We start from the raw sequence: 24,338 nt of genomic DNA on the forward strand, positions 1-24,338 counted from the left end.
GCCGTTCAAGGAGGAGAGACGCACCGCCATGGCCTTCCCCACCCATTCCAAGTACGTGATCATCGGGGCCGGCATTCACGGCCTTTCGACCGCCTATCATCTTGCGCTGGAGCTCAAGGCGCGCGGCAAGGGCACCGGCGACGACATCCTGGTTCTCGACAAGACCGGCATCGCGGCCGGTGCCAGCGGCATTGCCTGCGGCGTGGTGCGTAACAACTACTACCAGCCCGCCATGCGCGAGCTGATGGCCCAATGCGTCGAGGTCTGGGAGAGCGACCCCGAGGCCTACAGCTACCACCCGGTCGGCTACATGCAGATCTCGTGCGAATCGATGCATGAGGACGTCGCGTCAATCTACGAGCAGCAGAAGGCAATCGGCTACAAGTCGGACTTCATCGAAGGGGCCGATGCCTGCACCGCCTACATGAAGGAGTTGTTCTCGGACTGGCGTGCCCAGGGCATCACTTCGGTGCTGCACGAAAAGAAGGGTGGCTTCGCCAACAATACCGCCTCGATCTACGGCCTCGCCGGCAAGGCCGAGGACGAGGGTGTCCGCATCATCACCGGTTGCCACGTCACCGGCTTCGAGAAGTCGGGCGAGGCCGTCTCGAAGGTCCTGACCGACAAGGGCGACATCAGGACCGACATGGTTGTGGTTGCGGTCGGCCCTTGGGCCAGCCAGGTCTGGAACATGCTGGACCTGCCCAAGACGGTCTCAATCAAGGGCAGCGACGGCACCATGCACGAGGGCATCGACACCTGGCGCTACTGGTGCCTTGAGGAAGGCACGCTCGGCGTCGATCCGAACCTGCAGAAACTCAACGACGGCGGCATGCCGCCGGTGATTCATGTTGACACCAACGCACCGCTGATGTCGGACGTCGACGGCTCGGTCATCACCGAAGAGATGTGGGGCATCTACTACAAACCCGATTTCAACTTTGCCGGCATCCAGGGCGGGGCCATGCCCTATGAGGTCAAGACGCCGGTCGACCGGGTCGCGCTTGATCCCTACGGCCCGAACTCGCCCGACTTCATCGTCGGCGACGACTTCGCGCATATGTGGTGCTCGGCGCTGGCGCACTGCCAGGAGCGCTTCTCCGGCAAGATTGGCAAGTGGAAGAAGGAGCCTTCGGGCGGCCTGGGTTGCTTCACGCCCGACAGCTTCCCTGTGTTCGACACCTTCTGCGAGAACGTCCAGTTCATCGCCGACTCGAACCACGGCTACAAGATGATCGGCGTCGGCAAGCTGGTCGCCAGCGAGTGTGTCGGCGAGACCAGCGCGCTGCTCGAGCCGTTCCGCTTCTCGCGTTACGCCGAAGGCAGGATGCATCCGGTTTCGAATAGCCCGTTTCCGTGGAGCTGAGCCACGGGCGCACGTTGACTCTGTCACGACGCGCGCGCCACTCTCAGTACAAGGTCGATGGAGGCGGCGGGGGCCTCCTCCGGAGGACCGAAACAAATTGGGAAGCTCCGAGGAGGGACACGATCCATGCCGATGGATATTGAAGGCTACGTTGAACAACCTGGCCGCGCAAAACTCGTCAAAGACGTTCGCAAGAAGATCAACGAACTGAAGATCGACTACATCTACTATCAGTTCATTTCAGTCACTGGCCGCATCGTCGGCAAGGGCGTCCCGGCCGACCACTGGGAGACCATCGCTGAGCGGGGCTTCCAGCTGGTCTACGGTTCGGTCGCCAACCTCTACGTCGACCGCTACGGCGACTACATCGGTTACGGCCCTGAGTCTTCGGAACTGGTCGGCATCCCCGATCCCGAGACCTTCGTCCAGCTGCCCTGGGACAAGCGCGTCGCCCGCGTCTACTGCACCTGCTTCCGCAATCGCGAGGAGCCGGAGAACCCTGGCGGCTTCTTCACCGGCGACTGCCGCGGCAACCTGCGCCGGGCCCACGACGCCTTCCAGAAGAAGCACAAGGGCCTCCATATGCGACACGGCACGGAGCCCGAGATGATGTGGCTGAAGAAGGGTGAGAACGGCCTGCCCGATGGCGGCTTCTCGAAGCCCAACTGCTACCACATCGACCAGTTCGAGAGCCTGCGCCCGGTCTTCATGAAGGCGATCGAGTACAGCCGTGCCATGGGTCTCGACATGATCCAGGGAGACCACGAGGACGCACCGGGCCAGCTTGAGCTCAACTTCCAGTTCGACGACGCCCTGCGCACCGCCGACCGGCTAACGACCTATCGCCAGATCTGCGCCCAGGTCGCACGCGAAAACAACCTGATCGCCTGTTTCATGTCGAAGCCATTCATGGGCGTCTCCGCGTCGGGTTGCCACCACAACGTCTCGCTGTGGAAGGGCGGCAAGGACGAGATGAACACGCTCGGCCAAGAGAACCCAGCCGGCATGCCAGAGAACTTCATGTACAAGAAGGGCGGCAAGAACACGTTCATGCCTGACGGCAAGGATCCGCGGAAGCCGGGCAAGGTCGGCCTGCAGGCGATCGGCGGTGTGATGGCGCATCTCGGTGCGCTGACCGCGATCGGTTGCTCGACCGTCAACTCGTACCGTCGTCTGTGGGACACGGGCTTCTGGGCGCCTGTCTTCGCCGACTGGGGCTACCAGAACCGCACCACCGGCATGCGCGTTTCCGCGCCGGGCCGTTTCGAGTACCGCGCCGTGGACTCGATGGTGAACCCCTATCTGATGGCCAACGCCATCATCCAGGCGTTCGACGACGGTATCGCCAACAAGCTCGATCCGGGCGAACCCGAAGAACGCAACATTTATCAGGCCATGGAAGAGGGAAAGAAGGTCAAGAAGCTGCCGATGTCGCTCGGCGACGCGCTCGATCGTCTCGAGAACGACGAGGTCATCAAGGCCGCCATGCCCGGCGACATGTACAAGGTCTTCAAGCACTACAAGTCGAACGAGTGGGAGACCTTCATGGCCACCGTCACCGAGTGGGACATGGACACCTACTGGGATTGCCTGCCCTAAGCAGGACGTTAGGAACGCGGCGGTGGCCGGTAACGGCTGCCGCCGTATCTGTCTTTGAAACCTGAGGAGGACAACCGCCATGTGTGGCATCGCAGGTATCATCCACCGCAAGAAGGCCGCGGACGTCGGGTCGGAAATGACCGCAATGCTGCAGTCACTCAAGCACCGCGGACCGGACTCGACCGGCTTCGCGATCTACGGCGTCCCGAGCAAGAACGAGTACGTTCTGCGCTTCAAGGTCGCCGAGCAGGAAGACGTCGCCAAGGGCTACGACATTCACAAGCAGGTCAAGGACCGTCGTGCCGAGGTCGATCGCCGTCTGGCGGAGCTGGGCGTGAAGATGATCAAGGCCGAGGACGCGACGGAGTACGCCTACCGCTATCGCATCAAGTTCAAGGGCAACATGCGCAAGCTGGCGGACTACATTGAGGACGTGGCCTCGACGGAGATCCTCTCGCTCGGCACGGGTCTGGAGCTGATCAAGGACCTGGGCGACGCCAACACGGTGTCCGACCAGTATTCGCTCAAGGGCTTCAAGGGTACGCACGCCATCGGCCACACCCGCATGGCGACCGAGTCCGACGTCGACATCCGCTCGGCGCATCCCTACTGGGCCTACCCGTATCACGACATCTCGGTGGTCCATAACGGCCAGCTGACCAACTACTGGATCATGCGGCGCGAGATGGAGCGCAAGGACTTCCGCTTCATGTCGAACTGCGACTCCGAGCTGATCGCGGTCTACATCGCTGACAAGCTGCAGGAAGGCATGGAGCTTGAGGATGCGATGAAGCAGTCGGTCGACGAGCTCGACGGCGTCTTCACCTATCTTGTGGCGACGTCGGACAGCCTCGGGATGGCCAAGGACGACATGGCCGCCAAGCCGATGGTGATCTACGAGAGCGACGACCTCGTGGCAATGGCCTCCGAAGAGGTCGCAATCCGCGAGATCCTGCCTCAGGAAATCGACACGTTTGACCCCTACGACCGGGAGGTTCGGGTATGGCGCAGCTAAAGGAAGAGCATCGTTCGCACGATATGGGGCTGCACAGCGAGCAGCTCACCGGGCGCACGCAGCAGCGCTTCTTCGACATCACCGAAGAGGAGAACTTCCTCTATCCGGAAGCCTTCGATGTCGACTTCAACAAGCGCAAGGCGTTCAACGCCGCGGACATGGACACGACCGATGTCAACCTCAAGATCCGTGACCTGATGTCGAAGGGTTACGGCTCGATCGTGATCAAGAATCCGCTCGCCCGCCACTCGCTCGGCGTCGGCATCCTGCAGCGGCTGAACCTGACCTTCGAGGGCAGTCTGGGCTACTTTGGCGTTGGCCTGATCGACGGCCCGAACGTCCGCATCACCGGCCGCGTAGGCTGGTCCTGCGCCGAGAACATGATGGCCGGCACCGTGATCGTCGAAAAGAACGCGGGCTCGACCTTCGGTGCGGCGATCCGTGGCGGCGACCTCGTCTGCATGGGCGACGTCGGTTCGCGCACGGGCATCGACCAGAAGGGCGGCACGATCATCGTCGGCGGCCGGACGGGTGCGTTCTCGGGCTTCATGATGCAGCGCGGCCGCATGGTCGTGCTGGGTGACGCCGGCAAGAACCTGGGCGACTCGATGTACGACGGCACGATCTATATCGGCGGCAAGATCGAGAGCCTCGGCGTCGACGCGGTAACCTCGGAGATGACCGAACTCGACTGCGCCTGGCTCGAGCGCAAGCTCAAGCAGTTTGGGCTGAAGGCACCCAACAGCATCAAGAACATGACCAAGATCGTCGCAGGCAAGCAGCTCTGGAACTACGACAACCTCGAGCCTTCCGAGAAGAAGATCGTTCTCTAGGCCCACGGAGGAAAGACAGAACAATGGCTACCAAGAAAAAAGACATCTTCGATCGTGCGCCCGACGGCCGGAATAAGGAGGTTCTCGGCGAGAACTTCATGTTCTCACCGCGTGTGATCGACGACATCCACATCAAGGCCGAGCTCGGCCGTTACCGAATGCGTGGCATGGCGCTGTTCAAGAAGATCCCAACCTGGGACGACCTGACCTTCATGCCGGGCACGCTGACCCGTTTCGTCATCGAAGGTTATCGCGAGAAATGCGAGACCAAGACGGTGATCGGCCCCCGCGCCAAGCGTCCGCTTGAGCTCGATATCCCGGTCTATGTCACCGGCATGAGCTTCGGCGCGCTGTCGTTCGAGGCCAAGACCGCGCTCGCGCGCGGCGCCACCATGGCCGGCACGGCAACGTGCTCGGGCGAAGGCGGCATGATCCCCGATGAGCGGCGTTATTCGGAGAAGTGGCTCTACCAGTGCATCCAGTCGCGCTATGGCTTCAACCCGCACCACCTGCGTCTCGCTGACGCCTGTGAGTTCTTCATCGGTCAGGGCTGCAAGGTTGGTTTGGGCGGTCATCTCATGGGCCAGAAGGTCACCGACCAGGTCGCCGAGATGCGTTCGCTGCCCGCGGGCATCGACCAGCGTTCGCCGGCCCGTCACCCCGACTGGCTGGGGCCGGACGATCTGGCGCTCAAGATCCAGGAAATCCGGGAGTCGACCGACTACCAGATCCCGATCCAGCTCAAGCTGGGTGCGGCGCGAGTCTATGACGACGTCCGCATGGCGGTGAAGTGCGATCCCGACTCGATCTACATCGACGGCATGGAAGGTTCGACTGGTGCTGGCCCGCATCTCGCCACCGAGGAGACGGGTGTTCCGGGCATTGCGGCGATCCGCCAGGCCCGCCGGGCGATCGACGATCTGGGCAAGCGCGGCGAGATCACGCTGATCTACGCCGGTGCGGTGCGCAACGGCGGCGACCTCGCCAAGGCGCTCGCGCTGGGTGCGGACGCAGTCGCCATCGGCACCACCGCGATGATGGCGCTGAACTGCAACAAGGACATCCCCGAGGCCGACTACGAAGGCACAATCGGGGTGCCCGCCGGTTACTGCTACCACTGCCACACAGGCCGTTGCCCCGTTGGCGTGGCGACGCAGGATCCGGAGCTCAGGAAGCGTCTCAATCCAGACGATGCCGCCGAGCGCGTCTACAACATCCTCCACACGCTCGCGATCGAGTGTCAGATGATGGCCCGTGCCTGCGGCAAAACCAACGTGCACAGCCTGGAGCCCGAGGATCTTTCGGCTCTCACCATGGAGGCTTCGGCCATGGCAGGCGTTCCGCTCGCCGGCACCAACCATACGGTTGGCGTCGACGACTACCACCACCTCTGATCGGGTGAGACAAGATGGCACGAGCAACCAAGAAAGCCGCCACGAAGAAGGCGGCAGCCAAGAAGCCGGCTTCAAAAAATGTGACCTCACTCAAGGCGGCAGCCAAGAAGAAGGCTACCCCGAAGAAGGCGGCGCGCAAGTCGAAGGCCAAGGCCAGCGACGTCGATTACTTCCTCAAGTCCGACGGCCTCGACACGTCGCGCGAGAAGGAAATCGGCCAGCACATCGGCTACCGCTACGACGTGAACCTGGTGCCCGACTACGATCGGCTGACGCCGTTTCTGGCGAAGTACATCGAGATGATGGGCTGGGACGACCTCAACTGGCTTGAGGACGTCCACATGGGTTACGAGGAAGGCAACGCCGCGGTGTTCGATCGCAACGCCAACGGCTGGATTCGCATTCCGAAGTCCGTGAAGCTGCCGAACAACCAGCAGGACCGCGACATGATCGCGCGTGAGCTTCTGGTCAAGTTCCAGATGTCGGACCGGCATCCCATGCGGGACCTCTACCGAGCTTATCGCAAGTTCTGACCGCCCTGCGTTTTTGTTACGACAAGGGCCTGCCCTGGCAACGGGGCAGGCCCTTGTCCTTGGAAGAGAACATGAAGATCGTCGACATCCGCAACGCCACCGCACCAATCGCGTCGGAGATCGCCAACGCCTACATCGACTTTTCGAAGATGATGGTGAGTGTGGTGGCCGTGGTCACCGACATTATGCGCGACGGCAGGCCGGTTATCGGCTACGGCTTCAATTCGAACGGCCGCTACGATGCCAAGGGGCTGATAGACGAGCGTTTCATCCTGCGCCTGATGGACGCCGAGCCGGAGGACTATGCGCCCGGCGGATCGCTCAATCCCGAGGCGGCAACGTTGTGGGGGGCGGGAAGTCTTTGGGAATCGTGACTATGCGTGATGAGGCGTGACTATGCGTGATGGATCAAGGGGTTAGGGGTGGATTCGGGGTTGCTGAAAAGTCTTTCAGAATCGTCCGTTGAAACGGCCTTGCAGGGTCGTTTTCCGGGCGTTTTCTAGGGTCTGGAACGGCGGGATTTTCCGGGCGCTTTCGGGACCGCACGATGGCGTGGAAACAGAGGCCGTCGGGGGGCGCCGGGCGGCGGTCGATCGGAGCGGGTTCAGGCGAGGCAGAACATGACGATCGGGCCTTCGACGGTACGTTCTCCGATTCCGTCCGGTCCGCTTTCGTCGGTGAGGGTGTATTCGGCGTTGGGCGGCGGGAAGCCGATCTTGTCGCCGTTCTCGTCGATCAGATAGGCGGGTGCCCGGGCCTTGTGTCCGTCGGGGAAGGTGAACAGGGGCGAGAGGTGTTCGGGTTCGGTCTCGCCGCCGTCGAAGATCGGGGGCAGCTCAATGGCGATACCCTGGAAGATCTCGTTCGGTGTATGGACGCCGCCCCATATGAAGCCCAGCAGCCAGATGAGGTCACCTGGGCTGTGGGCCGGGTCCTGGAGCCAGACCTGGAGCTCATCCTTGGCGAGCCATCCCGGCTCGCGTCCGTCGACCTGCTCGTTGAGCCAAGGCACATCGCCGTGATCGCCGTCGAAGGTTCCGGCGACATCGTCCCACAGGATGGTCCGCATGGCGCGCCCGAACCGCCGGTCGGGCAGCATGATGGTGTGGATGGCCATGTCAGGGATTATAGTGGAACAGGACGCCGAGGACCAGATCCATTAGTTCGGGATCGTCGTGGGCGAGCGAGGCGATGTCGAGGGTCTCTGTGGTGCCATCAGGCCGCGTCCTGGTGATCTGGTGGAATGTGATCTGGAACGCGCGGGTGATGACCTCAAGGGCGGGGCGGCCCGTGTCGTAGCCCAGTTTCTTGAGATTGGTGGCGTCGTACTCGCGGCCGAAGTAGGCGTCGATGTATTCGTCTTTGCGGCCGAGACCTCCGTAGCCGCCCAGAGACGCGGGAGCGACACCGTCGTTGCGGCGCTTGTGAAGGTTCTGGAACAGGCGGTCGAGGTCTGGCATGACCGCCTGGATGTGATGGACGTACTCATGGAGCGCGTTGGACGGCGTGGCGTTCGTCTCAATCTCTGGCGTTTTGCCCTTGCCCTTGATCCTTGGCCTGTAGATGCCCAGGACGCGTGTCCCCGCCGGCGTACTGCCGACCCTGACCTTGTCGGCCGCGGTGGCGGCGACGATCCAGGTATCGGGCAGGTCGCGAGCGGCGGCGTCGACGGCGTTGCGGGCATTCATGTCGGCTTTGGCTCTCGACGCGGTCGCGAGCGCGGGTGCGGTGTTGCCGGTGACGATGCCCTGGTCGGCGAGGTCCTTGCGCAGGGCCCCGCGCAGCGCGTCGGCGAGGCCGGGGTCCATGGGGTCGAACGCCGTATCGGCGGGGTCGAAACCCGAGGCGCGCAGCAGGCGGCGGCGGATGTCGCGCCCGGCGAGAACGAAGGACATGGGCTCGCCCTTGGCGGCGGCGTCTGCGAGATCGGGCATCGGGCCGCGCAGGGGATCGACGAGGCCAGCGTTGTGCTGCCAGCCGGGGTCGATGCCGACGGGAACCTGGACGGTCTCGCCAGTCCTCTTGTTGGTCCATGGCCGAGTCTGACCGGACCCGGGTGGCGGGCCGTTGTTCGGCTGATACCCGAAGCGGTCGAGATCGTCCTGGGACAGCTGCTGGACAATGCAGCGGCACCGCCAGCCGTTGGGCGGGTAGTGGGTTGTCCAGAACGGATGATCGACGGGCAGGATGGTGCCATGCCAGGTCATGTGGTCGGGCCGGGTGCGCTGATCGAGCACGGAGACGTAGCGCAGGAAGGGCATGCGATCCTTGAGGCGTTCGATGCGCTCCCAGTGGCCGCGTGCCGTGGCCGAGCGCATGTTGGCGTCGAAGATGAGGCGGAGACGGTGGACCGATCCGAGCTGGACCATGCGGGTTTTGCCCGTCTTGGGGTCGACCATGGTCTGGCGTCCCCACCATCCCTTCTTGCGCAGGACCGGTTCGAGATCGTCAATGAAGCTCTCGACGGTGTCGCCGTTTGCCCATGCGCGGTCGAAGGCGGAGCGGATGTCCTTGAGGATGTCGCGGTTCATGGCCTTGGCGACGGTGAAGGCGCGTGCGTGCTCCTCGGCTGCGGTGTCGCGCCAATCGAAGGCGATGCGGTACCCCTTGAGGCGGAACCCCTCGATGGCCTCTGCGTCGGGGACGTCGAGGGCTTCGACGGTCACGTCGCGTTGTCCTCGCCGGGCTCACCGGCGGCGACGACGCGGACCGCGAGCGTGGCGCGTCCCAGGCGTCGTGCGAAGGCCTCGCCGTTCATGGCGTCCAGCAGGGCGGGATCGTCGAGCGCGGCGCGCAGATCGTCCGGGGTTTGAGCGCGGGCGACGGCCTCGAAGACCGGAGCGAGCACCGGTTCCATGAGCGGCTGCCATTCTCGGGCGATCTCGTCGACGGCATCGTCGATGGCTTCGCCCGTGCCGGGTGCGGCCAGCCGGGCGGGCGGATCGGTCGTGGACGCAGGCTCGGAGGCTGGCTCCCATTCGCCGCCATAGACCGCTTCGATATAGGCGCGGGAGGGCCGCAGCCCGGAGGCTGCGGCCAGGGCGGCGTCACGCCGGGCGCGTGACTCCAGGTCCTCGGGCGGCGCGGTGTCTCGGTGCAGGCGCGGCACGGCGGCACCGGGATAGTTCCATGCGGTCAGCCAGGTTGCGACGGTGCGGCGCAAGGCGTCGCAGACACGCCGTGCGTCAGCCGTGACCAGGCGCTCCAGGACCTTCATGTGGACCTCGCCTGTGCCGACGTGAGGGCCGATCTCGGATGTTCCGTGCTGGCTGACGACGGCCGAGGCGATCATGCGGTCCATCTCGCGGGCGAAGACCTCATAGTCGCCGCCGGAGCGGCGGGAGGCCTCAAGGATCTCGATGGCGATGTCTTCGGGGATGGCGAGCGATGTGCCGGCGGCCAGACCGGCCAGGGCGTTCAGGGCGCGGTCGACCTCCTCGGGTGCCGCGTCGCGCCGGACGCGGGCGGCGGCGACCGGTGTGCCGAAGCGTTCGAGCGCAACCGCCCATGAGCGCAGTGGGTGCTGATGATGGCGAATGAGAAGCCGGACGGGCACGGTGAACACTCTGTCGCCGTCGGCGTGCTCGGCATGGCGCTGTGGGATGCCGCAGGGAAGATCGAAGGCGTGCCGCTCTGGCGTCTCCTTGCCGACCGCTACAACGGCGGCGCGGTCGCAGATCACATCTTCGTCTATGCCGCCGGCGGCTACTACTGCCCCGGCAAGGGCACCGACGCCCTGCAGGACGAGATGTGCGGCTATCTCAAGCGCGGCTACAACGTCGTGAAGATGAAGGTCGGTGCCGTCCCCCTCGACGAGGACATACGGTGCATCGAGGCCGTGTTCGACGTGCTGGGCGGTGACGGTAGCGGTCTCGCGGTCGACGACAACGGCCGCCTCGATCTCGAAACCGCGATCCGCTTCCGCGAGGCGATCGCACCCTACGGCCTGCGCTGGTATGAGGAGCCGGGCGACCCGCTCGACTATGCCCTCCAGGCCGAACTCGCGACCCACTACGACGGGCCGATGGCGGCCGGCGAGAACCTCTTCTCGCACCAGGATGCCCGCAACCTGCTGCGCTGTGGCGGCATGCGCCCGGACTGCGACATCCTGCAGTCGACTGTGCGCTGAGCTACGGCCTGATCGAGTACTGCCGCACGCTCGCGCTCCTGCCTGAGCACGGCTTCTCAAGCGAGAATATCATCCCCCACGGCGGCCATCAGATGTCGTTCAACATCGCTGCCGTCCTGGGCCTGGGCGGCAACGAATCCTACCCCGACGTCTTCAAGCCCTTCGACGACTTCGCCGACGACATCGCGGTCGAGGACGGTCACGTCACCGTGCACGACATACAGGGCATCGGCTTCGAAACCAAGGCCGACCTGATTGCGCTCATGCGCAGGGTGATAGAAACCTAACCCCGATCCACCGGCGGGAAAGCGGTGCCCTCGTCCCAGACGGGATCGAAGGCGAGACGCTGACTGTCGGGCGGCAGGGCCGGATTGAACATGGCGTTGTGCCAGAAGAGTGCTTCGGCGAAGGGATCGTCGTCGGGCAACCGGCTCACGCGGCAAGGCAGCCGGTAGCTTTGGCTGAATTGCCGGAAGACCAGCGTGCAGCGGCCGTCGCGCGTGAGCTGGCTGGAACCGAGCGAGTCCGGAGCGAACAAGGCGAACAGGCGCGGCTCGAAACCGTTCGACGACTGGAAGTAGGAAGACGACAGGTACTGCAGGCCCTTTTCGAAACGCTCGCGTGGATCGTTCGTGCGCTTGACCGTATGACGGAACAGCGCCGTTGTTTCCTCGGGCTCGCGTTTGGCGATGACAGTCCGGATATGGCCCAGTTCGTCGCCGCCAGCCGTCACGATCAAAGGCTCCATGCCGTCGGACGGACGACCGCCGTCGCGCCGCATGGCGTGCTGCCGAATCAGACACTGCCATGACATGAAACTGTCACAAAGCGTGTCGCCGGTCGTGGTCGCTGACATGGAACTCCAAGGCCAATGGCCGCTCTTAGCGTTACAAAACTGACATTTCTGCAGGCACACTTCTGTTTGCAGAAAGTACGAATCCCCCCTACACTTCTTCCTTCGCCAAGACAGGGAAACCTCCTGCGCGGCGGGAGGGTTACAAGGTTATTTCAACACGGGGGGAACCAAGGAGATGTCTGACGGACTCGACTCCTTAATGGTGATCTTCACGGAATTCTACTACTGGGTCACAGTCGTCTTGATGTTCCTGATCCACGTAGGCTTCTGTGTCTATGAAGTCGGCGCCTCACGCCGCAAGAACATTCAACACACGCTGATGAAGAACACGATGCTGATCCCGCTGGTCACCATCACGTTCTTCTACTTCGGATGGTGGATCTATTTCGCCTTTCCCGAGTTCCCGCTCATCGGGTTGTCGCTGTCGAATGATTTCGCCAACGCATCGGTTCCTTGGGCCGACGCCATGGGCGTCAATCTGCAGAACCGCCTGACCGGTGTCTTCTGGGCAGCGTTCCTGTTGTTCTCGTGGACCACAGCCTCGATCGTCTCGGGGGCGGTGATCGAGCGCATCAAGACGCAGGCGTTCCTGATCATCGTCGTCCTGGTCGGCTCGGTGACATGGATTCTCGATGCCGCCTGGGGCTGGAGCTACAACGGCTGGATGGTCCAGCTCTGGGGTTTCCATGACGCCTATGCCTCCTCGGTGGTGCACGGTATCGCGGGCGGTTCGGCACTCGGTGTCCTTGTGGTCCTCGGACCGCGGCTTGGCAAGTTTGCCGCAGACGGTACACCACAGGCTATCCCGCAGAACAATCCCTGGTTCGTCACGGTCGGACTCTTCCTGATCTTCACCGGCTTTTGGGGTTTCTACGCGGCCTGCAACGTTCCGATCATCGACTTCTACAGCGACGACATGACCGGGCAGGAAGGAACGTTCTTCACGGCGACCACGATCTATCTGACGCCAACAACGCTCTCGGGCATCACGTTCAACTTCCTGATGTCGCTCTCGGGCGGTCTGCTGGCGGGTTACATTCTCTCCAGGGGCGATCCGTTCTGGAGCTACTCGGGCGGTCTTGCCGGTGTCATCACTGCATCGTCGGGCAATGATCTCTACCATCCGATCGAGGCGATGATTATCGCCATGGTCGGTGTCTGGATCGCCTACAAGATGCACCACTGGGTCGAACGGAAGTTCAAGATCGACGACGCCGTCGGCGCCGTAGCCGTGCATGGCTACGCAGGGTTCGCCGGTACCGTGATCGCGGGCTTCATGCTGTGGGGTTATCCGGCCCACATCCTGGCGCCGGAATCGGCAGAGATGTCTATCGCCTGGTTCGGCAGCGATTCCGCAGGCATTGCCGTTGTGAATCCGCTCGGCAACTTCCTCGGGGCCATGCTGTTCTTCTGGGGGCTTGGGTTCCTGCCATGCTGGATTCTCTCGAAGATCCTGGACGGCATGGGCTGGCTCCGCGTTCCGCGCGAGGTCGAACTTGCCGGTCTCGACACCCACGACTACGGCGACGCCTTCCCGTATCACGCCTATCGCGATACCACGATGGAAGACGTCGACCGCGATCTGGCCAAGGGCTGATCGCGCCAACACTGGAGGAATCAAGATAATGAGCACGGGTGTAGACAGTTGGACGGGTGCCGCCGATCTCGGCGCCATCTACCCGTTCGCCGGGGGGATCGAGGTTCCGCTGGTTCTGGCCGGCGTGGTCATCTGGGTCGCGTGGCATATCTGGCAGATCAAGTCGGAGAATGCCGAGTATGACGTGGCCCTGCGCCACTACAACGAGGTCGGCCTTGACAAGGCGCTCGACCATCGAGGGCGACACGACGCCATGATGGACGGGCACTGAGGGTCCGCACGACCACGAACACCTCCATGGGGCGGCGGCAACGTCGCCCCTTTATCTTTGCCCGAAGCGCATGTTCTTGTGACGCCGATGGGGACCAATTCCAGACCGCCTCGCTCAATCAGGACCATGTGCGACACCCCACGTCGAATCCGTGCGTGACACGGCGGCAGCCGCCTCTAAAGTCCGCCTGTCCAGCGACATATGAGACGCATTTCATCTCCCGGGGGAGCACCGATGGCGACGCCCAAATCCGACATTGAGATTGCCCAGGCCGCAACGCTGCGGCCAATCATCGAGCTGGCCAAGGACCGGCTCGATATCGACCCGGGTCATCTCGAGCCCTATGGCCATGACAAGGCCAAGCTTTCGTTCGACTACATCAACGGCATCCAGGACCGGCCCAACGGCAAGCTCGTGCTGGTCACCGCCATCACGCCGACGCCCGCGGGCGAGGGCAAGACCACGACCACAGTCGGCCTGGGCGATGCACTGAACCGCATCGGCAAGAACACGCTGATCTGCCTGCGCGAGCCCTCGCTTGGCCCGAGCTTCGGCGTGAAGGGCGGTGCGGCCGGCGGCGGCTACGCCCAGATCGTACCAATGGAGGACATCAACCTTCACTTCACTGGCGACTTCCACGCTATCGGCGTCGCCAACAATCTGCTCGCCGCCATGGTCGACAACCACATCTACTGGGGCAACAGCCTGGGCATCGACGAGCGCCGCATCACCTGGCGGCGCGTAGTCGACATGAACGACCGCGCCCTGCGTTCGATCGTCGGCTCGCTCGGCGGCGTCGCCAACGGCTTCCCGCGCGAGGACGGCTTCGACATTACCGTGGCCTCGGAAGTTATGGCGATCTTCTGCCTCGCCACCGATCTTGAGGACCTCAAGCGCCGCCTCGGCAACATCGTCGTCGGCTACACGCGTGATCGGAGGCCGGTTCGGGCCCACGAGCTTAACGCGCAGGGTTCGATGGCCGCGCTCCTGAAGGATGCGATCAAGCCCAATCTGGTGCAGACGCTCGAGAACAACCCAGCCTTCGTGCACGGTGGTCCGTTCGCCAACATCGCGCACGGCTGCAATTCGGTGCTGGCGACCTCGACCGCGCTCAAGATGGCCGACTACGTCGTCACCGAGGCGGGCTTCGGCGCTGATCTCGGCGCGGAGAAGTTCTTCGACATCAAGTGCCGCAAGGCCGGCATCGCTCCCGAGGCCGTGGTCATTGTCGCCACCGTCCGCGCGCTCAAGATGCACGGCGGTGTCGCCAAGGGCGACCTCAAGGAGGAGAATGTCGCTGCTGTCGAGGCAGGCTTCGCCAATCTCCAGCGCCACGTCGAGAACGTCGCCAAGTTCGGCGTTCCGGCGGTGGTCTCGGTCAACCGCTTCATCGCGGATACCGACGCCGAGATGGCCAAGCTGCTCGAGCTCTGCGAAGCCAACGACGTGAAGTGCGTCGAGGCCAATCACTGGGCCGAGGGCGGCGCGGGTGCGGAAGACCTAGCGTGCGCCGTGGTCGAGATCGTCGACGACGGCCAGGCCAATTTCAAGCCGCTCTATCCCGACGACATGCCGCTTGAGGAGAAGATCCGCACTGTCGCGCGCGAGATCTACCAGGCCGACGACATCCAGGTCCCGCCCGCGATCTCCAAGCAGCTCGCCGATCTCGACCAGACCGAGGCCGGCAAGTTCCCGATCTGCATGGCGAAGACCCAGTACAGCTTCTCGACCGACCCAACGCTCAAGGCCGCGCCGACCGGGTTCGACATCCCGGTTCGCGAGGTCAAGCTCTCGGCCGGTGCCGAGTTCCTAGTCGTTATCACCGGCGCGATCATGACCATGCCGGGACTGCCGCGGATACCTGCCGCTGACAAGATCGACGTCGACGGCAACGGCGTCATCTCCGGCCTGTTCTAGGTCCTGTCCCGTTCCGGCGCATGACCGACGTCACGTGCCAGGAAGGCGCCGCATATCCGCCGGTGATGGTCATCGCACCATTCGATTGGCGCAGGGTTTGTTGTGGGCCAGGTCATCATCGGACCGAGCCCTTTCTGTTGTGCTGGTGCCGTTTGACACCCGTGTGCTCTCCTGCATGTGACCACGACGAACTTGGGCCGCCGTACACCTGTCGTGATCGTGTGGTGTATAACGCAGCTCAGACACAACAGGGGAATACACCAATGACACTCTCCATCGGTAGAACCGCGCACGACTTCACGCCGGTCTGCGCTCGGCACGGTGGAGGGCATGAAGCCCGAGTTCGACAAGCGCAAGACGAAGCTGATCGGCCTCAATATCGACGGTGTGGCCGACCATGAACGCTGGTGCCAGGACATTGAGGACATCACCGGCAACGGGCTCAACTATCCGCTGCTGGCGGACCCCGACCTCTCTGTCGCCAAGACCTACAACATGCTTCCCGCTGACGCCGGCGCGAGCTCGGAAGGCCGCACCCCGGTCGACAACGCCACGGTGCGCAATGTCTACGTCTACGTCATCGGACCCGACAAGCATATCAAGGCGATGATCAGCTATCCGATGTCGACCGGCCGGAACTTCAACGAGGTCCTGCGCCTGCTCGATTCGTGCCAGCTCACTGCCAAGCACAAGGTCGCCACCCCGGCCAACTGGCAGAACGGTGAAAATGTCATCATCGTCCCGGCGGTGAAGGACGACGAAGCCAAGGAGCGGTTCCCCAACGGCTGGGACGCACCGAAGCCCTACCTCCGCATCGTCCCGCCGCCGCAGAACTGATCGCGCAGTCAGAGCAATGTCATCAGGGCCCGGCTCTCCACAGCCGGGCCCTGTTTGCTTCCGTCTGCTGCGCTACATTCACAATCATGGCAAAAGCAGACAGGGACGAACGGCCGGCGCGGGAGATTTCGGGCCCCGCGACCGAGCAGGTCGAAAGGGAGTCGAGCGAGCGTGGCGTCAAGGCGATCCAGACGGCCTTGAAGACAATGCCGCAGACTCCGGGTGTCTACCGTATGTTGTCGGACAAGGGCGAGGTGCTCTACGTCGGCAAGGCGCGCAGCCTGAAGAAACGGGTCAAGGCCTACACCCAGCCCGGCCGTCTCGACCCCCGACTCCACCGCATGGTCGCTGGCACGGCGTCGATGGAGATCGTCACCACGGCGACCGAGGCCGAGGCCCTGCTGCTCGAAGCCAACCTGATCAAGAAGCTGAAGCCGCGCTACAACGTGGTGCTTCGCGACGACAAGTCGTTCCCCTACATACTCCTGCGGCTCGACCACCACTGGCCCCAGGTGGTGAAGCACCGTGGCGCACGCCGCCGCAAGGGTGAGTACTTCGGGCCCTTCGCCAGCACCGGATCGGTCAACCAGACAGTGACGGCCCTGCAGCGCGCCTTCCCGCTCAGAAGCTGTACCGACCATGTCTTCGCCAACCGCACCCGGCCTTGCCTGCAGCACCAGATCAAGCGTTGCGTGGCGCCTTGCGTCGGGCTGGCCGCCGACAAGGACTATGCCCGGCTGGTCGACGAGACCCGCGCCTTCCTGAAAGGCCGCACCCGCGAGGTGCAGGACAAGCTGGCCGACCGTATGCAGGAGGCAGCCGATGCGCTCGACTTCGAACGCGCCGCCGGGTTGCGCGACCGCATCCGCGCGCTGAACCACATCCAGGCGCATCAGAGCATCAACGTCGCCCCGATCGAGGAAGCCGACGTCGTGGCGCTGCACCAGGCCGGCGGCCAGGCTTGCGTCCAGGTCTTCTTCGTCCGCCAGGGCCGCAACTACGGCAACCGCGCCTACTATCCCAGCCGCACGAAAGACCAATCCGAGGGCGAGGTGCTCGCCGCCTTTCTGGGTCAGTTCTATGAGGACAAGGAAGTGCCGCGCCTGATCCTCGTCTCGGCGATGCCCGACAACGCCGCGCTCATGACCGAGGCCCTGACCGGTCGCGCCGGCCGCAAGGTGGAGATATCCGTGCCCCAGCGCGGCGACAGGCGTACGCTGATGCGTCACGCCTTGCACAACGCCAAGGACGCGCTGGCCCGTCGCATGGCCGAAAGCGCGACCCAACGCGAACTGCTCGAGAGTCTCGCCGACCGCCTCGGTCTCGACGGCCCGCCGCAGCGTATCGAGGTCTACGACAACAGCCACATTCAAGGTGCCCAACCGGTCGGCGGCATGATCGTGGCGGGCCCCGACGGCTTTATGAAGAACCAGTACCGCAAGTTTACGATCAAGGGGGAAGCCGCACAGCAGGATGCGATCGGGGGCGATGACTACGGCATGATGCGTGAGGTGCTGACCCGCCGTTTCTCGCGCCTGATCAAGGAAGACCCCGAGCGCGGACAGGGTGCCTGGCCGGATCTTGTGATCGTCGACGGCGGCCAGGGCCAGCTTAGGATCGCCACGGAAGTTTTTGAAGATCTCGGTGTCATCGACGTCGCGCTGGCGGGTGTCGCCAAGGGACCGGACCGCGATGCCGGTCGCGAGAAGTTCTTCCTGCCCGGCAAAAGCCCCTTCATGCTGCCTCAGCGCGATCCCGTTCTCTACTTCGTGCAGCGCCTCCGCGACGAGGCCCACCGTTTCGCCATCGGTGCCCATCGCACCAAACGCGCCAATCAGATTGGCAAATCCGTACTGGACGACATCAGCGGCATCGGCCCCCGTCGCAAGAAGGCGCTGCTGCATCATTTCGGCTCTGCCAAGGCCGTGGGCGATGCGGCGTTCACCGATCTCGAAAAGGTCGACGGTATCGACCGCACGGTTGCCCAGCGGATCTGGGATCATTTCCACTCTAACGGGTGAGTGTGGCCGGACCCGATGGTATGCCAATGGTCGATGAGCCCGGCTCATAGTCCGTTGGAGACCGCGCCTTCGTTACGTATGTGGCGTGAGCCAAGGGATGCGTATGCATCCCGCCCGGCGCCCGAGGACGCACCAAAGACGAGACCATGGGTTCGTCTTTGGTGCCGATGGTACTATAAAGCGCGGTCGCAGCGCGGATCGGAACCACAACACGATGAACGCACGGCAGCTTCTGCTCCCGCCGAACCTGCTCAGCCTGACGCGCTACGCCGTCGGGCCCACGGTGCTGCTGACCTTCGACGTCTCCGATGACAGCACCGTCATTCTGGCGCTCATCCTGATGCTGATCGCCGAGGCGACCGACGTGCTTGATGGCTGGGTCGCGCGCCGCTTCGGCCAGGTCACCAACCTCGGCAAGCTGCTCGATCCTCTGTCCGACAGCATGTACCGCTTCTGCATCTTCCTCGCGTTTTTCAGCGAGGACCTGATGACGGCCTGGATGATCGTCGTGATCTTCGGCCGCGATATCTTGGTCGCCTACGTCCGCGCCTTCGCAGCGAGCAACGGCATCGTGCTTGCCGCACGCACCAGCGGCAAGGTCAAGGCGGTGGTACAGGGCATCGCCCAGGTCGGGCTGGTCGCCATGCTCGATGTGCCGTCCATTGTCGATCCCGCCGTGGCGAGATCGGTCGGCCATTGGCTTCTGATGATTGCCGTGCTCGTCACCGCCTACTCTGCCTTCGACTACCTCATCGGCACGGTGCGCGGCGTGGTAGCCAAGACACAGAATGCCGGCTGACTATTTCGAGCAGTTCGGTGGATTTGCCTGTGTTCGCCATCTGGCACTCAACACGCTGGCGCTCTATCGCGAGGCATTCGCGGCCGCCGAACGCCATCGCAACAGGATCCACGTCTTGGAAGATGACATCTGCTGGACCCGGGACGGCGGGAGGCTGCTGTTCTACTTCTTCCATCCCTACGGAGGATTCGACTTCCCAGACGCAGACCGTGCGCGCCGCATGCGCGACGACGGCAAGCTGCTCCTGCTCGACAATATGGCGTCCTTCGCCACCAAAAACCCAAGGTGTCTTCGAGCTTAAGCTGGGTGATGCCGCGCCCGGGGAGGCTGTTCCGGTCTTCCTCGCCATCCTGAAGGAGCGCTTCGCCGGACGCTTCTGGATCGACAGCTTCAGCCATCGCCTGCTGCACGAAGTCCACAAGAGCGATCCCGAGGTCCCGATCAGCATCCACACGGAGTTCGCCTGTAAGAGGAGTCTGCTGAACCCCGCACCCTATCGCCCCATCCTCGGCTATCGCCTGACAGCGGTCGGGGCCCAGGCCGTGCGTGCTTCCTGCAAGCGGCTCCTCCTCTCCCGGCTCTACAAGCCGGCCGTCATGGCCTTCGCGCAGGTCTAGGGGGGCGGTCGCCGGTTACATCCACGACACCTTCGAGACAGTCACGGGCCTCTCGGCCGACCATTCTGTCGGCGCATGAATTGGACTATGACTGTGGTCGTCAACGTCCGGTTCCGAAGATGACCACACCGAGGCCGATCAAGGACCTTCCCGATGCCATGGCCACCGCCGGTGCGACGCCACGCTTCGTGCTGACCGACATCGACGACACCTTGACCACCAACGGCCGGATCAGGGGTGCGGCGCTGTCGGCCATGGAGCGCCTGCAAGCCGCCGGTATCGCCTGCATTCCGGTGACGGGGCGCCCGGCAGGCTGGTGCGACCACATCGTGCGGATGTGGCCGGTCGACGGTGTCGTCGGTGAGAACGGCGCGTTCTTCTTCCGCATGGACCGGGACGCTCGCCGTGTCGTCCGGCGCTATGCCGAACCGCCGGAGACCTTTGCGGCCAACCGCGCCCGCCTCGACGCTCTCGGCGAAGCCGTGCTTTCGAGCGTGCCCGGGACGCGCCTCGCCTCCGATCAGGCCTACCGCCTGGCCGACATCGCGATCGACTTCGCGGAAGATGTCGGACCGCTCGATCAGGCTGCGATCGACGCCATCCTCGCGATCTGCGCCGAGTACGGCGCGACGGCCAAGGTCAGCTCGATCCACGTCAACGTCTGGTTCGGCGACTACGACAAGGCGGGCATGCTGTTCACTCTTCTGGATGAGGCCTTCGGTCTCGATACCGAGGCGACCAAGGCAAGCGCGATCTATGTCGGCGACTCCCCCAACGACGAGCCGCTCTTCCGCGCCTTCCCCTGGTCGGTCGGCGTCGCCAACATCGCAGCGTTCCTCGACCGTTTCGAACACCTGCCGAGATTCGTGTGCAGCCAGGCGGAGGGTGACGGTTTCGTCGAACTGGTCGACAGGCTCTTGGCCGGTCATGGCTAGAACGTGAAACGGCGCTTGGCATCCCCGTTCGGTGTTGCTACGCATCGTGCCGTGACCCAGATGACCGACGACTGTTTCGCCCATGGCGACCGGCTGATGACCGCCGCGGAGGCGATCGATCTGATCGCGCGTATCGCAGTGCCCGTGACCGGTCTCGAGTCCGTGGCGGTCGCGGAGGCTCGGGGTCGCATCTTGGCCGAGGATGCCGTCTCGGCGATGAACGTGCCGCCCCACCCAAACGCGGCGGTCGACGGCTATGCCTTCTTTTACAACGATCTCGCAGCCGATGGCGAAACCGTTCTGCCGGTGACGGCGCGCGTGCCGGCAGGCCACGCACTCGACCGGCCCGCCGTGCGCGGCGAGGCGATCCGCATCTTCACCGGCGCGCCGATGCCCGAAGGGCTCGACACCGTGATCATGCAGGAGGACACGCGCGAGGAGGGCGATAAGGTCGCCATGCCGGCCGGCATCAAGCGCGGTGCCAACCGGCGCGATGCGGGTGAGGACGTTCGTGCCGGCAGTACGATCCTTAAGGCCGGGCGACGGTTGAAGCCGCAGGACCTCGGTCTTGCGGTATCGGTCGGTCTGACCACGCTGCCCTGCCGCAAACCGCTGCGCGTGGCGCTGTTCTCGACCGGCGACGAGGTGACCGAACCGGGTGATAAGCTGCGCCCCGGCGCCATCTACGACGCCAACCGCTATGCGGTGAAGAGCCTTCTCGAAGGCCTGGGCTGCCGGGTAACCGATCTCGGCATCCTGCCGGATGAGGGGCCAGAGACACGCGCCGCGATCGCCGAGGCCGCAAAAGACCACCACGCGCTCATGACCTCGGGCGGGGTCTCCGTCGGTGACGAGGACCACGTGCGCCAGACCATCATGGAGGGTGGCACGCTGCATGCCTGGTACATGGCAATCAAGCCGGGCCGTCCCCTGATGCTGGGCAAGATCGGCGGTGCGGCCTTCATCGGCCTTCCGGGCAATCCCGCCGCCGCCATGGTCACCTTTCTGCGCTTCGCCCGACCGCTCCTGCTGCGGCTCGCCGGCGCAAAAGATGTCGATCCCCATGTCTTCACCGTTCGCGCCGCCTTCAACCGCAAGAAGAAGGGCGGCCGGCGCGAGTATGTCCGCGTGCATCTGTCACGCGCCGGCGACGATGTTCTGGAGGCCCATGCCTTCGGCCGTGAAGGCGCTGGCCTGCTGTCATCGTTGGTCGAAACCTCCGGGCTCGCCGAACTGCCCGAAGACATGACACAGCTGGAAAAGGGCGGCATGATCGAGGTTCTGCCTTTCAGCGAGGTGATCGGGTGAAGCTTCTCTATTTCGCGTGGCTCAAGCAGAAGATCGGCAAGGACGGCGAGGAGATCGCGCTGCCCGCCGACGTGACCGATGTCGCGGGGCTGGTTTCCTGGCTCAAGGGTCGCGGCGACGCCTGTGCCGACGCGTTGAAGGACGAAGGCCTCATCCGTGTCGCGGTCAACCAGGCTTACGCCAAACCAAACACGGCGGTGACCGACGGTGACGAGGTCGCGCTGTTTCCGCCGGTGACCGGCGGCTGACGACGATGATCCGTGTTCAGGCCGAAGACTTCGATGCTGGCGCGGAGATGCGTGTCCTGACCGCCGGCAACACAGGCATCGGCGGTGTCGCGAGCTTTGTCGGTCTGGTGCGCGACATGACCGGCGGCACTGGCGACAGTGCGATGACGCTGGAGCATTACCCCGGCATGACCGAAAAGCTGCTACGCGAGATCGACGATGAGGCGCACCGGCGCTGGCCGCTCGAGGCCAGCATGGTCATCCACCGCTACGGGCGCCTGGAACCGGGCGAACAGATCGTGCTGGTGTTGACGGCGTCAGCCCACCGCCAGGCCGCGCTCAACGCGTGCGCCTTCCTGATCGACTGGCTCAAGATCCAGGCGCCGTTTTGGAAGTTGGAAGAAACGCCCGACGGCAGCACCTGGGTTGAAGCCCGCGCCTCCGATAACGCGGCCGCTGCGAAGTGGGCTGAGAAGGACGCGGCGGAGCGGTAAGCTCGCCTCAGTGAGTCATCCCGGACAAGCGGCGCAGCCGCGCCGATCCGGGACTTCGACCGTGATGCAACGGCCTCCTGAGGTCCCGGCTCTCCCGATGGTCCGCCAGAATGACACGGTGTAGTGGGGGTCAGCTGTCGCCGACTTCTGCCGCGTAGTTGTCCATCATCTGCTTGCAGAGCTGGCCGGGCTGGAAATGGTAGCCGCCGATTTGGCTCACCGGCGTCACCTCCGCCGCGGTGCCGGTGATGAAGACCTCGTTCGCCTTGCCGAGGTCTTCCTCGGTCATGTGGCGCTCGACCACCTCGATGCCTCGGCGTCCGGCGATATCCATGACGGTCTGCCGGGTCAGGCCGTTGAGAAAGCAGTCGGCCAGCGGGGTGTGGAGCTTGCTGTCGATCGACAGGAACATGTTGGCGCCGGTGGTCTCGGCCAGAAAGCCGCGATGGTCGCACATCATGGCGTCCTCGAAGCCTTCCTGCTCGGCCTTGTGTTTCGACAGCGTGCAGATCATGTAGAGACCCGCTGCCTTGGCGTGCACGGGCGCGGATTCCGGTGACGGCCGCTTCCACTCCGAAATGGCCAGGCGAATGCCGTGCATGCGCGCTTCGGGCGAGAAGTAGCTCGGCCAGTCCCAAGCGGCGATCGCGACATGGATCGTGTTCATCTGGGCCGACACACCCATCATCTCGCTGCCGCGCCAGGCCACCGGACGGACGTAACCGTCGACGATGCCATTGGCCTTGAGCACGTCGTAGCGTGCCTTCTCAAGCACCTCGGGCGCGAACGGGATGTCGAAACCCATGATGCGTGCCGAATTGTAGAGCCGCTCGTTATGCTCACGCAGCATGTAGATCGTGCCACCGTAGCTGCGCTCACCCTCGAAAACGCTGCTGGCATAGTGCAGACCGTGAGTCAGGACATGGACCTTCGCGTCGCGCCAATCGATGAGTTCACCATCGAACCAGATCTTGCCATCGCGATCGTCGAACGGAATAAGGTCGGCCATGTTAGAATCCTCGTGCTGGGGCAGGGCGACTCGCCCGGTTCAAAAGACTTGCCTTGAGTATCAGCAGCGGGCATATATGTCAATATGGCTGACATAAATCGCGGGACCAACCCCCTTTTCCTGCGCGACGAAGAGTTGCGCGAGGGGATCGAAATGCTGTTCTTCGCCTATCGCGACTTCACCGCGCGGCCGGACGCGATCCTGGCCGAATACGGCTTCGGCCGGGCCCACCACCGGGTGATCTACTTTGTCGGCCGCCACCCCGGCATCACAGTCAAGGAACTCCTGGTAATTCTCAAGATCACCAAGCAGAGCCTGGCCCGCGTGCTGCGCCAGCTCGTCACCAAGGGGTTCATCGAACAACAGCAGGGTGTCTCGGACCGGCGCCATCGTCGGCTCTATCTCACCGATGCCGGTGCGGAGCTGGAAGCCAAGCTGACGGCCGACCAGCGCGCCCGCATCGCCCGCGCCTACCGGGAGGCCGGTGCCGATGCCGTGGCCGGCTACCGTCGCGTACTTACCGGCATGGTCGACGAGGAAGACCGTGCCCACATCGCCAAGCCGCGAGGCAACCGGTGAAT

General features: G+C 63.8%; 24 protein-coding genes and 2 pseudogenes. 21 read left to right on the plus strand and 5 right to left on the minus strand.

The window, feature by feature from the left end; translation table 11 throughout:
- Positions 1-28 precede the first annotated feature (28 nt).
- From GDA49_10615 to GDA49_10645, 7 genes and pseudogenes are all read left to right on the plus strand, one after another.
- Entirely contained in the window at positions 29-1,366 is a 1,338-nt protein-coding gene (locus GDA49_10615; GenBank protein MBC6440838.1) for an FAD-binding oxidoreductase, read from the plus strand.
- A 132-nt stretch (positions 1,367-1,498) separates the two neighbouring features.
- Entirely contained in the window at positions 1,499-2,965 is a 1,467-nt protein-coding gene (locus GDA49_10620) for a glutamine synthetase (protein ID MBC6440839.1), read from the plus strand.
- Positions 2,966-3,044: 79 nt separating this feature from the next.
- Entirely contained in the window at positions 3,045-3,980 is a 936-nt protein-coding gene (locus GDA49_10625; GenBank protein MBC6440840.1) for a class II glutamine amidotransferase, read from the plus strand.
- Positions 3,968-4,813 (plus strand): GXGXG motif-containing protein, encoded by an 846-nt coding sequence (locus GDA49_10630; GenBank protein ID MBC6440841.1) that lies wholly within the window; start codon positions 3,968-3,970, stop codon positions 4,811-4,813. The genes GDA49_10625 and GDA49_10630 overlap by 13 nt, the downstream gene beginning before the upstream one ends.
- Before the next feature lie 23 nt (positions 4,814-4,836).
- Complete coding sequence (locus GDA49_10635) at positions 4,837-6,207, plus strand: FMN-binding glutamate synthase family protein (protein ID MBC6440842.1); 1,371 nt, start codon at positions 4,837-4,839, stop codon at positions 6,205-6,207.
- A 14-nt stretch (positions 6,208-6,221) separates the two neighbouring features.
- Complete coding sequence (locus GDA49_10640; protein ID MBC6440843.1) at positions 6,222-6,740, plus strand: hypothetical protein; 519 nt, start codon at positions 6,222-6,224, stop codon at positions 6,738-6,740.
- Positions 6,741-6,811: 71 nt separating this feature from the next.
- Positions 6,812-7,036: pseudogene (locus GDA49_10645) on the plus strand (mandelate racemase).
- A 308-nt stretch (positions 7,037-7,344) separates the two neighbouring features.
- Here the strand turns inward: GDA49_10645 and GDA49_10650 are convergent.
- From GDA49_10650 to GDA49_10660, 3 genes are read right to left on the minus strand one after another with little or no spacing between them, the layout of a single operon-like run.
- Positions 7,345-7,857 (minus strand): hypothetical protein, encoded by a 513-nt coding sequence (locus GDA49_10650; protein ID MBC6440844.1) that lies wholly within the window; start codon positions 7,855-7,857, stop codon positions 7,345-7,347.
- Between the two features lies 1 nt (position 7,858).
- Positions 7,859-9,406 (minus strand): minor capsid protein, encoded by a 1,548-nt coding sequence (locus tag GDA49_10655; GenBank protein ID MBC6440845.1) that lies wholly within the window; start codon positions 9,404-9,406, stop codon positions 7,859-7,861.
- Positions 9,403-10,296: a DUF935 family protein gene (locus tag GDA49_10660; protein ID MBC6440846.1), complete on the minus strand. Its 894-nt coding sequence runs from the start codon at positions 10,294-10,296 to the stop codon at positions 9,403-9,405. The genes GDA49_10655 and GDA49_10660 overlap by 4 nt, the downstream gene beginning before the upstream one ends.
- Here GDA49_10660 and GDA49_10665 point away from each other — a divergent pair.
- Positions 10,267-11,156, plus strand: a pseudogene (locus tag GDA49_10665) (mandelate racemase). The gene GDA49_10660 and the pseudogene GDA49_10665 sit on opposite strands and share 30 nt — an antisense overlap.
- Here the strand turns inward: GDA49_10665 and GDA49_10670 are convergent.
- Entirely contained in the window at positions 11,153-11,725 is a 573-nt protein-coding gene (locus GDA49_10670) for a hypothetical protein (GenBank protein ID MBC6440847.1), read from the minus strand. The pseudogene GDA49_10665 and the gene GDA49_10670 sit on opposite strands and share 4 nt — an antisense overlap.
- Before the next feature lie 175 nt (positions 11,726-11,900).
- Between GDA49_10670 and GDA49_10675 the strand changes: the two genes are divergently transcribed.
- From GDA49_10675 to GDA49_10730, 12 genes are all read left to right on the plus strand, one after another.
- On the plus strand, positions 11,901-13,322 hold the full coding sequence (locus tag GDA49_10675; protein ID MBC6440848.1) for an ammonium transporter: 1,422 nt from the start codon (positions 11,901-11,903) through the stop codon (positions 13,320-13,322).
- A gap of 28 nt (positions 13,323-13,350) precedes the next feature.
- Positions 13,351-13,593: a hypothetical protein gene (locus tag GDA49_10680; GenBank protein MBC6440849.1), complete on the plus strand. Its 243-nt coding sequence runs from the start codon at positions 13,351-13,353 to the stop codon at positions 13,591-13,593.
- A 234-nt stretch (positions 13,594-13,827) separates the two neighbouring features.
- The gene (locus GDA49_10685) at positions 13,828-15,510 is read left to right on the plus strand and encodes a formate--tetrahydrofolate ligase (GenBank protein MBC6440850.1); all 1,683 of its coding nucleotides are present in this window, start codon (positions 13,828-13,830) and stop codon (positions 15,508-15,510) included.
- 330 nt (positions 15,511-15,840) lie between these two features.
- Positions 15,841-16,347 carry a redoxin domain-containing protein gene (locus GDA49_10690; GenBank protein ID MBC6440851.1) on the plus strand — a complete coding sequence of 169 codons (507 nt, stop codon included), beginning with the start codon at positions 15,841-15,843 and terminating at the stop codon, positions 16,345-16,347.
- 86 nt (positions 16,348-16,433) lie between these two features.
- Complete coding sequence (uvrC, locus tag GDA49_10695; protein MBC6440852.1) at positions 16,434-18,368, plus strand: excinuclease ABC subunit UvrC; 1,935 nt, start codon at positions 16,434-16,436, stop codon at positions 18,366-18,368.
- A 214-nt stretch (positions 18,369-18,582) separates the two neighbouring features.
- On the plus strand, positions 18,583-19,167 hold the full coding sequence (gene pgsA / locus GDA49_10700) for a CDP-diacylglycerol--glycerol-3-phosphate 3-phosphatidyltransferase (protein MBC6440853.1): 585 nt from the start codon (positions 18,583-18,585) through the stop codon (positions 19,165-19,167).
- On the plus strand, positions 19,157-19,468 hold the full coding sequence (locus GDA49_10705; GenBank protein MBC6440854.1) for a hypothetical protein: 312 nt from the start codon (positions 19,157-19,159) through the stop codon (positions 19,466-19,468). The genes pgsA and GDA49_10705 overlap by 11 nt, the downstream gene beginning before the upstream one ends.
- On the plus strand, positions 19,377-19,784 hold the full coding sequence (locus tag GDA49_10710) for a hypothetical protein (protein ID MBC6440855.1): 408 nt from the start codon (positions 19,377-19,379) through the stop codon (positions 19,782-19,784). Before GDA49_10705 ends, GDA49_10710 begins: the two co-directional genes overlap by 92 nt.
- 158 nt (positions 19,785-19,942) lie before the next feature.
- Positions 19,943-20,719: an HAD-IIB family hydrolase gene (locus GDA49_10715; GenBank protein ID MBC6440856.1), complete on the plus strand. Its 777-nt coding sequence runs from the start codon at positions 19,943-19,945 to the stop codon at positions 20,717-20,719.
- A 51-nt stretch (positions 20,720-20,770) separates the two neighbouring features.
- Complete coding sequence (locus GDA49_10720; GenBank protein MBC6440857.1) at positions 20,771-22,027, plus strand: molybdopterin molybdotransferase MoeA; 1,257 nt, start codon at positions 20,771-20,773, stop codon at positions 22,025-22,027.
- The gene (moaD, locus tag GDA49_10725) at positions 22,024-22,275 is read left to right on the plus strand and encodes a molybdopterin converting factor subunit 1 (protein MBC6440858.1); all 252 of its coding nucleotides are present in this window, start codon (positions 22,024-22,026) and stop codon (positions 22,273-22,275) included. Before GDA49_10720 ends, moaD begins: the two co-directional genes overlap by 4 nt.
- A 5-nt stretch (positions 22,276-22,280) precedes the next feature.
- Positions 22,281-22,748: a molybdenum cofactor biosynthesis protein MoaE gene (locus GDA49_10730; GenBank protein MBC6440859.1), complete on the plus strand. Its 468-nt coding sequence runs from the start codon at positions 22,281-22,283 to the stop codon at positions 22,746-22,748.
- A 130-nt stretch (positions 22,749-22,878) separates the two neighbouring features.
- On the opposite strand, the gene GDA49_10735 is transcribed toward GDA49_10730, so the two are convergent.
- A complete protein-coding gene (locus GDA49_10735; protein ID MBC6440860.1) occupies positions 22,879-23,757 on the minus strand; it encodes a branched-chain amino acid aminotransferase in 879 nt (292 codons plus the stop codon).
- Between the two features lie 84 nt (positions 23,758-23,841).
- On the opposite strand from GDA49_10735, the gene GDA49_10740 reads away from it, so the two are divergent.
- Positions 23,842-24,336, plus strand: a complete 495-nt coding sequence (locus tag GDA49_10740) for a MarR family transcriptional regulator (GenBank protein ID MBC6440861.1) — start codon at positions 23,842-23,844, stop codon at positions 24,334-24,336.
- Positions 24,337-24,338 lie beyond the last annotated feature (2 nt).

The organism is Rhodospirillales bacterium (assembly GCA_014323865.1).
Taxonomy (GTDB): domain Bacteria; phylum Pseudomonadota; class Alphaproteobacteria; order SP197; family SP197; genus SP197.

Excerpts from the sequence above, each read along its gene's own strand:
- GDA49_10615 (MBC6440838.1), top strand. The coding sequence starts at position 29 with ATGGCCTTCCCCACCCATTCCAAGTACGTGATCATCGGGGCCGGCATT.
- GDA49_10620 (MBC6440839.1), top strand. The coding sequence starts at position 1,499 with ATGGATATTGAAGGCTACGTTGAACAACCTGGCCGCGCAAAACTCGTC.
- GDA49_10625 (MBC6440840.1), top strand. The coding sequence starts at position 3,045 with ATGTGTGGCATCGCAGGTATCATCCACCGCAAGAAGGCCGCGGACGTC.
- GDA49_10630 (MBC6440841.1), top strand. The coding sequence starts at position 3,968 with ATGGCGCAGCTAAAGGAAGAGCATCGTTCGCACGATATGGGGCTGCAC.
- GDA49_10635 (MBC6440842.1), top strand. The coding sequence starts at position 4,837 with ATGGCTACCAAGAAAAAAGACATCTTCGATCGTGCGCCCGACGGCCGG.
- GDA49_10640 (MBC6440843.1), top strand. The coding sequence starts at position 6,222 with ATGGCACGAGCAACCAAGAAAGCCGCCACGAAGAAGGCGGCAGCCAAG.
- GDA49_10650 (MBC6440844.1), bottom strand. The coding sequence starts at position 7,857 with ATGGCCATCCACACCATCATGCTGCCCGACCGGCGGTTCGGGCGCGCC.
- GDA49_10670 (MBC6440847.1), bottom strand. The coding sequence starts at position 11,725 with ATGTCAGCGACCACGACCGGCGACACGCTTTGTGACAGTTTCATGTCA.
- GDA49_10675 (MBC6440848.1), top strand. The coding sequence starts at position 11,901 with ATGTCTGACGGACTCGACTCCTTAATGGTGATCTTCACGGAATTCTAC.
- GDA49_10680 (MBC6440849.1), top strand. The coding sequence starts at position 13,351 with ATGAGCACGGGTGTAGACAGTTGGACGGGTGCCGCCGATCTCGGCGCC.
- GDA49_10685 (MBC6440850.1), top strand. The coding sequence starts at position 13,828 with ATGGCGACGCCCAAATCCGACATTGAGATTGCCCAGGCCGCAACGCTG.
- GDA49_10690 (MBC6440851.1), top strand. The coding sequence starts at position 15,841 with ATGAAGCCCGAGTTCGACAAGCGCAAGACGAAGCTGATCGGCCTCAAT.
- uvrC (MBC6440852.1), top strand. The coding sequence starts at position 16,434 with ATGGCAAAAGCAGACAGGGACGAACGGCCGGCGCGGGAGATTTCGGGC.
- pgsA (MBC6440853.1), top strand. The coding sequence starts at position 18,583 with ATGAACGCACGGCAGCTTCTGCTCCCGCCGAACCTGCTCAGCCTGACG.
- GDA49_10705 (MBC6440854.1), top strand. The coding sequence starts at position 19,157 with ATGCCGGCTGACTATTTCGAGCAGTTCGGTGGATTTGCCTGTGTTCGC.
- GDA49_10715 (MBC6440856.1), top strand. The coding sequence starts at position 19,943 with ATGGCCACCGCCGGTGCGACGCCACGCTTCGTGCTGACCGACATCGAC.
- GDA49_10730 (MBC6440859.1), top strand. The coding sequence starts at position 22,281 with ATGATCCGTGTTCAGGCCGAAGACTTCGATGCTGGCGCGGAGATGCGT.
- GDA49_10735 (MBC6440860.1), bottom strand. The coding sequence starts at position 23,757 with ATGGCCGACCTTATTCCGTTCGACGATCGCGATGGCAAGATCTGGTTC.
- GDA49_10740 (MBC6440861.1), top strand. The coding sequence starts at position 23,842 with ATGGCTGACATAAATCGCGGGACCAACCCCCTTTTCCTGCGCGACGAA.